We start from the raw sequence: 11,038 nt of genomic DNA, 5'->3' as shown, positions 1-11,038 counted from the left end.
GATCATGATCAGCGAACCGGTATTCACTTTATCGCCGGTGGCAATTTTGATCTCTTTCACCACGCCCGCGAACGGAGCTGGCACTTCCATTGAAGCTTTGTCGCCTTCAACGGTGATCAGTGATTGTTCAGCCGCAACAGTGTCGCCCACTTTCACCAGAATCTCAGTGACTTCAACTTCGTCACCACCGATGTCAGGCACGTTGACGTCTTTGCTTACCGAAGCAGCTGCAGCCGGTGCTGGGGCCGCTTCCGCTTTTTTCTCTTCAGCCGCAGGTGCAGCAGCGCCTTCCGCTTCAAAAATCATGATCAGCGAGCCGGTGTTCACTTTGTCGCCGGTTGCGATTTTGATCTCTTTGACAATACCTGCCTGTGGCGAAGGCACTTCCATTGAGGCTTTGTCGCCTTCAACGGTGAGCAGCGACTGCTCAACTTCAACTTTGTCGCCTACCTTGACCATGATCTCGGTGACTTCAACTTCGTCTGACCCGATATCCGGTACGTTAATTTCGATAGCCATTACTCTCTTACCCCTTAAGCCAGACGCGGGTTAACTTTATCGGCATCGATATTGAATTTGGTGATCGCATCCGCCACCACTTTCTTATCGATTTCGCCGCGTTTAGCCAGTTCACCCAGTGCCGCAACCACCACGTATGATGCATCCACTTCGAAGTGGTGACGCAGGTTTTCACGGCTGTCAGAACGACCGAAGCCATCGGTACCCAGCACGCGATAATCGCTGGCTGGAACGTAGCTACGAACCTGCTCTGCGAACAGCTTCATGTAGTCCGTTGAGGCAACAGCTGGCGCTTCGTTCATCACCTGAGCGATGTATGGCACGCGTGGCGTTTCGGTCGGATGCAGCATGTTCCAGCGCTCACAATCCTGGCCGTCACGCGCCAGTTCAGTGAACGAGGTCACGCTATAAACGTCAGAACCGATGCCGTAATCGTTCGCCAGAATATGCGACGCTTCACGCACGTGACGCAGGATTGAACCTGAGCCCAGCAACTGTACTTTACCTTTGCTACCTTCCAGCGTCTCGAGCTTGTAGATACCCTTGCGGATACCCTCTTCCGCACCCTGCGGCATCGCAGGCATGTGGTAGTTTTCGTTCAGCGTGGTGATGTAGTAATAGATGTTTTCTTGCGCTTCGCCATACATACGCACCAAGCCATCTTGCATGATGACCGCAACTTCGTACGCGTAAGACGGATCGTAAGAGATACAGTTCGGGATAGTCAGCGACTGAATGTGGCTGTGACCATCTTCGTGCTGCAGACCTTCGCCGTTCAGGGTAGTACGACCTGAGGTACCGCCGACCAGGAAGCCGCGCGCCTGTTGGTCGCCCGCCAGCCACATCAGATCCCCGATGCGCTGGAAACCGAACATCGAGTAATAGATGTAGAACGGAATCATCGGCAGGTTGTTGGTGCTGTAAGAGGTCGCCGCCGCCAGCCAGGATGAACCTGCGCCCAGCTCGTTGATCCCTTCCTGCAGAATCTGGCCTTTCTCGTCTTCTTTATAGTAAGCAACCTGCTCACGGTCCTGCGGGGTGTACTGCTGACCGTTCGGGCTGTAGATACCAATCTGACGGAACAGACCTTCCATACCGAAGGTACGCGCTTCATCCGCAAGGATTGGCACCAGGCGATCTTTGATCGACTTGTTCTTCAGCATCACGTTCAGTGCACGCACGAAGGCGATCGTGGTCGAGATCTCTTTGTTCTGCTCTTCCAGCAGTGGCTTGAACTCTTCCAGCGTTGGCATTTCCAGCTTCTCGCTGAACGTTGCCTGACGGGTTGGCAGGTAGCCACCCAACTTCTCACGCTGGCCGTGCAGGTAGTTGTACTCGTCAGAGCCTTTATCGAAGGCACGTACGGCAGGTTTTCGATCTGATCGTCAGCGACTGGCACGTTGAAGCGATCGCGGATGTAGCGAACGCCATCCATGTTCATCTTCTTCACCTGGTGCGCGATGTTTTTACCTTCCGCGGTGTCACCCATACCATAACCTTTAATGGTATGTGCCAAGATCAGCGTCGGCTGACCTTTGGTATCCTGCGCTTTTTTCAGTGCTGCGTAGATTTTCTTCGGGTCGTGGCCGCCACGGTTCAGCGCAAAGATCTCTTCGTCTGACCAGTCTTTCACCAGTGCAGCGGTCTCCGGGTATTTACCGAAGAAGTGCTCACGCACGTAGGCGCCATCGCGGGATTTGAAGGTCTGGTAGTCACCGTCAACAGTTTCGTTCATCAGCTGGATCAGTTTGCCGCTGGTGTCCTGCTTCAGCAGTTCATCCCAACGCGCGCCCCAGATCACTTTGATCACGTTCCAGCCAGCACCGGCAAAGATGCCTTCCAGCTCGTTGATGATTTTGCCATTACCCGTAACCGGGCCATCAAGGCGCTGCAGGTTACAGTTAATGATGAACACCAGGTTGTCCAGCTTCTCACGGGTCGCGATGGTGATCGCACCCTTAGATTCTGGCTCATCCATCTCGCCATCACCGAGGAAAGCATAAACGGTTTGATTAGCGGTATCTTTCAGACCACGGTGTTCCAGATATTTCAGGAACTTCGCCTGATAAATCGCGTTCAATGGACCCAGGCCCATGGATACGGTCGGGAACTGCCAGAACTCAGGCATCAGTTTCGGGTGCGGGTAAGAAGACAGACCTTTACCGTGCACTTCCTGACGGAAGTTGTTCATCTGCTCTTCGGTCAGACGGCCTTCAAGGAAAGCACGCGAGTAGATGCCCGGAGAAATGTGGCCCTGGAAGTAAACCAGATCGCCGCCGTCTTTATCACTGCGCGCACGGAAGAAGTGGTTAAAGCACACTTCATAAATGGTGGCAGAAGACTGGAAAGATGAGAGGTGACCACCCAGCTCCAGATCTTTCTTCGATGCACGCAGCACCGACATGATGGCGTTCCAACGAATTGCGGAACGGATACGACGTTCAAGAGAGGTGTTGCCCGGGTAGTCCGGTTCATCTTCAACAGCAATAGAGTTAATGTAGTTGCTGATAGCAGACGCGCCGCCCGCAATCTTCACGCCACCTTTGCGTGCAGTGTTCAATACCTGATCAAGCAGATACTGCGCACGCTCAACACCTTCTTCACGGATGACCGATTCGATCGCCTGTAGCCAATCACGAGTTTCGATCGGATCCACGTCATTCTGTAAACGTTCTGACATGGGGTGTATTCCTTATCTGTGTCTAATACGTTGAATTATCAGGAGCCTGTCTGCTTGTGCTTTGTTTCTTGTTCACAGCACAAGAAGACAGGTCCGTCGTTTGTTTTCCGCACGTTCGTTGCCGTGCGTTATTCCTTACGTTGCTGTAAACGACGCAGGGAGCGTTCACGACGACTCTGCTCCCGACTTCTATCCAGCAAGATTTCCTCAATGAACGCCAGGTGACGATGGGATGCCTCGCGTGCTTGTTCTGGCTCACGAGCCACAATCGCCTCAAAGATACTGGCGCGGTGACCGCTCACTTTCGCCAGCATTTCCCGGCGAGCGTAAAGCAATTCAAAATTCTGGCGGACGTTTTGTTCCAGCATAGGGCCCATGGAGCGCAGTAAATGCAAGAGCACTACATTATGGGCGGCTTCTGTGACAGCGATCTGATACTTCATCACTGCATCAGCCTCGGCATCAAGATCGCCACTGTCCTGTGCCTGCTGAATATGGACATGGCAGTCGCGGATGCGCTGCAGATCTTCATCCGTACCTCGCAGCGCGGCATAATAAGCAGCCACCCCTTCAAGAGCGTGACGGGTTTCCAGCAGATCAAACTGAGATTCTGGATGCTCAGCCAACAGGCTAACCAGTGGATCGCTCATGCTTTGCCAGAGGTTTGTTTGCACGAAGGTACCACCACCCTGACGGCGCAGTAGCAGGCCTTTAGCTTCCAGGCTCTGAATGGCTTCGCGCAGGGATGGACGTGAGACATCGAACTGTTTCGCCAGTTCGCGTTCAGGGAGCAGCTTTTCGCCCGGCTGAAGTGTCCCTTCCATAATAAGGGACTCCAGCTGTTGCTCGATCGCATCGGAGAGCTTGGGTTGGCGAATTTTACTGTAAGCCATCTTCCCTTCTTATGAACCAAACGTCCGGAGTAAATTGGTAATACCAATTCAAAAATAGTGCCCGTAAAGTAACAAAGTATTCACCTTGTGTCTATATGGCAGCCGTCACACTTACGAGGTATACCGCGGTTGCAGCACGCTAAACCACCGTTAGAAAAGCATAAATTTCTGGACAAGGTGAATTGTTAACAGATTTCACTTTTACCAAACCTTACACTGAGTTAGCCGAACAAGATCCGCTTAACCATAAGGCAAAGCTATTCGTGTTTATTGTTTATTCATGTCAGAAATAGCGCGAGTGATTCGCAGAGGATACTGCTGCTTTTTCAGCCATCTCTCAGCACAAAAAGCAAAAGCAGGTGCAAAGCGGCGCGCTTATCACTATTCTGAACGCCATGGTAGTTTCAGCATGCACACAGCACGCCAGATACCGTAAAGAAAAGAATACATTACGTAAAACAGCCTTACAGTGCGCGCACTGCAGGTGCACAATAACAACATCACGAGGTTTGTATGGAACAACAGCATGGCGAGTCGCTGCACCGCGGCTTGAAAAATCGCCATATTCAGCTGATTGCGCTGGGCGGTGCCGTGGGTACCGGTCTGTTTCTGGGCAGTGCATCAGTGATTAAATCGGCCGGCCCGGCCGTGATTCTCGGTTACGCCATTGCAGGATTTATTGCCTTTCTGATTATGCGCCAGTTAGGTGAAATGGTAGTGGAAGAGCCGGTTGCCGGTAGCTTCAGCCACTTCGCCTATAAGTACTGGGGCAACTTCGCCGGTTTCGCCTCAGGCTGGAACTACTGGGTGCTGTATGTGCTGGTCGCGATGGCCGAATTGAGTGCTGTGGGTAAATACATCCAGTTTTGGTATCCCGAATTCCCCACGTGGGCCAGTGCTGCCATCTTCTTCGTCGTCATCAACGCCATAAACCTCACCAACGTAAAAGTGTTTGGTGAGATGGAATTTTGGTTCGCGATCATCAAAGTCGTTGCCGTTATCGGTATGATTTTGTTTGGTGGCTGGTTGCTGTTCAGCGGTAACGCCGGTCCACAAGCCAGCGTCACAAACCTGTGGAGCCAGGGCGGTTTCCTGCCGCACGGCATGACCGGGCTGGTGATGATGATGGCGATCATTATGTTCTCATTTGGTGGCCTTGAGCTGGTGGGTATCACCGCTGCCGAAGCGGACAATCCGCAAGAGAGCATCCCGAAAGCCACTAACCAAGTACTGTGGCGTATTCTGATTTTCTATATTGGTTCGCTGACGGTGCTGCTGTCGTTGATGCCTTGGACGCGCGTCACCGAAGAGACCAGCCCATTCGTACTGATCTTCCATGAACTGGGTGATGCCTTCGTCGCCAACGCACTAAATGTGGTGATCCTGACGGCTGCGCTGTCGGTCTACAACAGCTGCGTCTATTGCAACAGCCGTATGCTGTTCGGCTTAGCGCAACAGGGCAATGCGCCAAAAGCGCTGCTTAATGTTGATAAACGCGGCGTGCCGGTAGCCACCATTTTGGTATCCGCGGTCGCCACAGCGCTGTGCGTCCTGATCAACTACCTGATGCCGGGTGAAGCGTTTGGCCTGCTGATGTCACTGGTGGTTTCTGCGCTGGTCATCAACTGGGCGATGATCAGCCTTGCGCACATGAAATTCCGTAAGAAGAAAGACCAGCAGGGTGTGACCACGCGTTTCAGAGCGGTGCTCTATCCGTTTGGCAACTGGCTCTGCCTGGCCTTCATGGCGGCCGTGCTAGTGATTATGGCGATCACGCCGGGTATGGCCATTTCTGTGTGGTTGATCCCTGTCTGGCTGGTGATTCTGGCCGTGGGTTACACCATCAAAAATAAAGTCCAAAAAGCCTAATGTATGACCTGCCCGGCGCGCCGTCGCCGGGCAACATTCCCGATCTGCCTCACACTTTTCTGCGCCCACCTGTTTTGTCCATCTACGTAACCAATTACTCCCCAGCAGGTTACTGATTTAACGCTGATAATTTCGTCTCACCTTGTCGCTGGAGACGAACAATGAAAGGAGCAGCGCTCTCATTTAGAGAGAAACTGGGATACGGCATGGGCGATGCCGGGTGCAATATGATTGGCGGCGCCATCATGCTTTTCCTTAACTATTTCTACACCGATGTGTTTGGCCTCGCACCCGCACTGGTCGGCACGCTGCTGCTTTCAGTGCGCGTGCTGGATGCGGTCACCGATCCCATCATGGGCGCCATTGCCGATCGTACTCAAAGCCGCTGGGGACGTTTCCGTCCATGGCTGCTGTGGATTTCAGTACCTTACGTTGTGTTCAGCGTATTGATGTTCACAACCCCTGACTGGAGCTACGAAAATAAAGTCATCTGGGCCTTTGTCACTTACTTTCTGATGTCACTCACCTACACGGCCATCAATATTCCCTACTGCTCACTGGGTGGCGTCATTACTAACGATCCCGGCGAGCGTGTTTCCTGTCAGTCGTATCGCTTTGTGATGGTGGGCGTAGCCACGTTGATTCTGTCGCTATCCCTGCTGCCGATGGCCGAATGGTTCGGCGGAGACAACAAAGCACGGGGTTATCAGATGGCGATGGGCGTGCTGGCGCTAATTGGCCTGGCAATGTTCCTGTTCTGCTTCGCCAACGTACGCGAACGCATTCGTCCGGCAACGCCGAGCAATGACGACCTGAAACAAGACTTGCGCGATGTGTGGAAGAATGACCAGTGGGTGCGCATTTTGCTGCTGACGTTTTGCAACGTTTGCCCCGGCTTTATCCGCATGGCCGCGACCATGTACTACGTCACCTGGGTCATGGGACAATCCACCCACTTTGCCACGCTGTTTATCAGCCTGGGCGTGATTGGAATGATGTTCGGCAGCACCTTAGCGAAACTCCTCACCGATCGCTGGTGTAAGCTGAAGGTCTTTTTCTGGACCAATATCGCCCTAGCGCTTTTCTCCTGCGGGTTCTATTGGATCGATCCACACGCCACCGTAGCGGTGGTTATTGCCTATTTCCTGCTGAATATCCTGCATCAAATTCCTTCACCACTTCACTGGTCGCTGATGGCGGATGTTGATGACTATGGCGAATGGAAAACCGGCAAACGCATCACCGGCATGAGCTTTTCGGGCAACCTGTTTTTCCTGAAAGTGGGACTGGCGGTCGCTGGCGCAATGGTCGGTTTCTTGCTCTCTATATATGGTTATGACGCAGGCGCGAAGCAGCAGGCGCCTAATGCCATCAACGGCATTATGTTGCTGTTTACTGTGATCCCGGGAGTGGGCTATCTGATTACTGCTGGCGTAGTGCGCTTGCTGAAAGTCGATCGCAAATTAATGCGTACGATTCAGGATGATCTTACACTGCGCCGCGCCAACCTTCGCGAAGTGTCCCCCTCCTCACCGCCTGTAACTTCACTACCAGGAGAGATCAAATGAGCTGGCCGAACCCTTTTATTACCCAACGCGCCGATCCCTTTATTCTGCGCCACGCACGAGGCTACTATTTCGTGGCGTCAGTCCCCCAATATGATCGTCTGGAGATTCGCCACGCAGAGACACTGGCCGGATTGACGGAGGCTGCAGCGGTGACGGTGTGGCATAAACCGGACACCGGACCGTTCAGCGCTTTGATTTGGGCGCCAGAACTCCATCATATTAATGGGCAATGGGTGATCTATTTCGCCGCTGCCCCGACGCGCGATATCAAAGAGGGATTATTCCAGCACCGCATGTACGCATTGGTGTGTGACGATAGCGATCCGCTTTCGGGGCACTGGCAGCCTGCGCGCCGGGTGTTTACCCACATTGACTCATTCTCACTGGATGCGACACATTTCGTGCATCAAGGTAAAAACTGGTATTTGTGGGCGCAGAAGGACCCCGCGGTCCCCGGCAACTCCAACCTTTATCTCGCAGAGTTATTGAACCCCTGGACGTTGAAAAGCGCACCCGTGATGCTCAGCAGGCCAGAATATGAGTGGGAGTGTGCAGGATTCAGCGTCAATGAAGGTCCAGCGGTCATTCGCCACGGCGACAGGCTATTTATCACCTATTCAGCGAGCGCGACTGATGAAAATTACTGTCTGGGAATCCTCAGCATTGATGCGCTAGCCGATCCGCTCGACATCAGTGCGTGGCAGAAGTCAGCTCGTCCCGTTTTCACCACCAGCTGGGAAAACCAGCAGTATGGACCAGGACACAATAGTTTTACGGTTGATGAGCAGGGACAGGATGTGCTGGTGTACCACGCGCGGAATTACACCGAGATTGAAGGCGATCCGTTATGGGATCCAAACCGCCATACCCGTTTGAAATACTTTGAATGGCGCGAGGACGGCACACCCGATTTTGGCGTGCCGCCCGCCGATCACACCAGCGTGCCGTAAATAGTCAGCAGCGCAACCACTACGACTAACACCAGGGAAATACGTTTCGCTAACGCCACAGCAACACGTGGCGTTTCAACTTTATCCATATGCGGATCGCGCGCCAGCGAGAACTGCGCCAGACTGGTCAACACCTGATATTGTGAACGATGCCGATCGCTTAGCGAGGCAAACCACGCGGGCAATGCGCGCTCACCGTGGCCGAGCAGCGCATACGCCACGCCAGCAAGGCGAACCGGGATCCAGTCCAGTACATGCAGCAGGCGATCGACGCCCGACTGCGCGCGTTCTAACGGAGAATGATGTTTCGCCAACCAACTCTGCCAGGCGCGTAGAAACGCATAGCCCACCAGCAGTACAGGTCCATAGGGGCCGCCCACCACAAACCAGAACAGCGGTGCGAGATAGAAACGGAAGTTAATCCAGATCAGCGCGTTCTGTAGTTCACGCAGAAATTCACGCTCGTTGCACTCTACCGGCACGCCATGAATCAGCGTGAGTTCAGATGCCATCGCCTGGTGCGCCGCCTCATCATCGTGGCTCGCCGCTTTCAGGTAACTGTGATAATGCAAACGCACTGAGCCCGCGCCAATACAGAGCAAACCGACCACAATCCAAAAGGCGAGCTGCGCCAAACCAAACAATACGCCTTTCAGGCTCCATACCAGCAGCCAGACAACCAGCATGGCGACAATTGTCATCATCAACGTACGTAATAGCGAAAAACGCTGGCGCCCCCGGAACAGAGGTTCCAGCCGATGGTCCAGTTGCCAGTGTTCACCCAACTTAAAGAGGCGTTCCCAACCCAACACTAATAACAAGCTAAACAACGTCATACCTGCTCCTGCGGTTTCAGGGATTCTCCTGCCTGATAGAGTCTTTAAAGCGTACCCAGTCAAAAGCAGGACCGGGATCGGTTTTGCGCTGTGGTGCGATATCGCTGTGTCCGGTGATGCGTTCCAGCGTGAGCGGATAATGCTCCAACAGAAGATCACTCACCTGTTGCAAGGTTTCATATTGCGCATCGGTATAGGGCAGTATATCCGTGCCCTCCAGTTCGATGCCCATGGAGAAATCATTGCAGTTTTCGCGCCCAGCAAACGCTGATACACCCGCATGCCATGCACGCTGATCGAACGAAACATACTGCACTAACTCTCCATCACGACGTATCAAACAGTGTGCCGCCACGCGTAAATGGGCGATATCGGCGAAATAAGGATGAGCATCAGCTGGCAAGGTGCCGGTAAATAACTGATCAATCCACGGGCCGCCAAATTCACCCGGCGGCAAACTGATGTTATGAATTATCAGTAACGACGGAATCTCACTCTCCGGTCGTTGGTTAAAGTGCGGCGATGGCACTTTACGCGCGCTGGTGATCCAGCCATCTTCTAATTTCATGCCGTCAATCCTAAGCCAAACTTGGCTGAGAATAACATGATTACCGTTGCGCGCTTGCGACTTAATGCGGACATCGCTCGATGTTAAGGATACTAAACAATCCAACGACACTGGCTAGCGTTTGCAGATAAATCACGCTAAGGTGAGCGCACAAAATTTCGACTTATGGAGTGGCTTAACCATGGCATCGCGTCGTTACGACCCCGATCATCGTCGTCAGGCACTGATTAAACGTATTGAACAGGATATCCCAGAGGCCGTTTCCCGCGCGCTTCAGGAGGACTTAGGTGGCGAAGTGGATGCCAATCGCGATATCACCGCATTGCTGTTGCCCGAAGAAAAACAGGCTGAAGCGCAAATCATCACACGGGAAGACGGTGTTTTCTGTGGTAAACGCTGGGTACAAGAAGTGTTTATCCAGCTTGGCAATAAAGTCGCGATCATTTGGCACGTCGAAGATGGCCAAACCGTGGTGGCTGAGCAACTGTTGTTTGAGCTGAAAGGCCCAGCACGCCTGCTGTTAACGGCGGAACGCACTGCGCTCAACTTCGTGCAAACACTCTCCGGCGTTGCGACTGAAGTCAGTCATTATGTTTCACTGCTTGACGGTAGCGAAACCCAGCTGCTGGATACGCGCAAAACCCTACCGGGCCTGCGCACTGCTTTGAAATATGCCGTACTCTGCGGCGGCGGCAATAACCACCGCCTCGGCCTCTCCGACGCTTTCCTGATCAAAGAAAACCACATCATCGCCTGCGGTTCAGTACGCAAAGCAGTGGAAAAAGCACTGTGGCTGGATCCGGATGTGCCGGTTGAAGTTGAAGTTGAGAGCCTACAAGAACTTCAGGATGCGATTGATGCTGGCGCTGACATCATTATGCTGGATAACTTCAGTTTCGAAATGATGCATCAGGCCGTGACACTCACCAACAAACGCGCACTGCTCGAAGTCTCAGGTAATGTTACGGAAGCCACACTGCCGCAGATTGCGAAAACCGGTGTTGATTACGTTTCTGTCGGTGCATTGACGAAACATGTCCGCGCGCTCGACCTCTCCATGCGCTTCCGCGAGCACTGATTGCCTCGCTGCCGTGCACCTTTGCACGGCAGTTTGTGGACCCGCTTCCAGTCAGCAGTAAAACATCTGAAATCCCG

General features: G+C 53.2%; 8 protein-coding genes and 1 pseudogene. 4 read left to right on the top strand and 5 right to left on the bottom strand.

All coding sequences use genetic code 11. The annotated features are described in order from the left end of the window. From HA51_RS07535 to pdhR, 3 genes and pseudogenes are all read right to left on the bottom strand, one after another. Nucleotides 1–519: biotin/lipoyl-containing protein (locus HA51_RS07535; RefSeq protein ID WP_342744874.1), on the bottom strand; the 519-nt coding region annotated here is incomplete at its 3' end. Between the two features lie 14 nt (nt 520–533). Then, nucleotides 534–3,199 (bottom strand): annotated as a pseudogene (aceE, locus tag HA51_RS07530) (pyruvate dehydrogenase (acetyl-transferring), homodimeric type). A 128-nt stretch (nt 3,200–3,327) separates the two neighbouring features. Then, nucleotides 3,328–4,092, bottom strand: a complete 765-nt coding sequence (gene pdhR / locus HA51_RS07525) for a pyruvate dehydrogenase complex transcriptional repressor PdhR (RefSeq protein WP_034829622.1) — start codon at nt 4,090–4,092, stop codon at nt 3,328–3,330. A gap of 513 nt (nt 4,093–4,605) precedes the next feature. Here pdhR and aroP point away from each other — a divergent pair. The 3 genes from aroP to HA51_RS07510 all read left to right on the top strand — a co-directional run bounded on the left by aroP (nt 4,606) and on the right by HA51_RS07510 (nt 8,479). Beyond that, nucleotides 4,606–5,961 (top strand): aromatic amino acid transporter AroP, encoded by a 1,356-nt coding sequence (gene aroP / locus HA51_RS07520; protein ID WP_084933921.1) that lies wholly within the window; start codon nt 4,606–4,608, stop codon nt 5,959–5,961. A 161-nt stretch (nt 5,962–6,122) separates the two neighbouring features. Then, nucleotides 6,123–7,529, top strand: coding sequence for a glycoside-pentoside-hexuronide (GPH):cation symporter (locus HA51_RS07515; protein WP_084933920.1), 1,407 nt, complete (start codon nt 6,123–6,125; stop codon nt 7,527–7,529). Next, nucleotides 7,526–8,479: a glycoside hydrolase family 43 protein gene (locus HA51_RS07510; protein ID WP_084933919.1), complete on the top strand. Its 954-nt coding sequence runs from the start codon at nt 7,526–7,528 to the stop codon at nt 8,477–8,479. The genes HA51_RS07515 and HA51_RS07510 overlap by 4 nt, the downstream gene beginning before the upstream one ends. Here the strand turns inward: HA51_RS07510 and ampE are convergent. Beyond that, entirely contained in the window at nt 8,461–9,315 is an 855-nt protein-coding gene (ampE, locus tag HA51_RS07505) for a beta-lactamase regulator AmpE (protein WP_084933918.1), read from the bottom strand. The genes HA51_RS07510 and ampE overlap by 19 nt on opposite strands. Nucleotides 9,316–9,331: 16 nt before the next feature. Beyond that, on the bottom strand, nt 9,332–9,883 hold the full coding sequence (gene ampD / locus HA51_RS07500; protein WP_084933917.1) for a 1,6-anhydro-N-acetylmuramyl-L-alanine amidase AmpD: 552 nt from the start codon (nt 9,881–9,883) through the stop codon (nt 9,332–9,334). A gap of 181 nt (nt 9,884–10,064) precedes the next feature. On the opposite strand from ampD, the gene nadC reads away from it, so the two are divergent. Beyond that, a complete protein-coding gene (gene nadC / locus HA51_RS07495; RefSeq protein ID WP_084933916.1) occupies nt 10,065–10,961 on the top strand; it encodes a carboxylating nicotinate-nucleotide diphosphorylase in 897 nt (298 codons plus the stop codon). Nucleotides 10,962–11,038 lie beyond the last annotated feature (77 nt).

This window comes from Pantoea rwandensis (genome assembly GCF_002095475.1).
Classification (GTDB): domain Bacteria; phylum Pseudomonadota; class Gammaproteobacteria; order Enterobacterales; family Enterobacteriaceae; genus Pantoea; species Pantoea rwandensis.
This window is presented reverse-complemented; position numbering and strand designations above follow the sequence as displayed.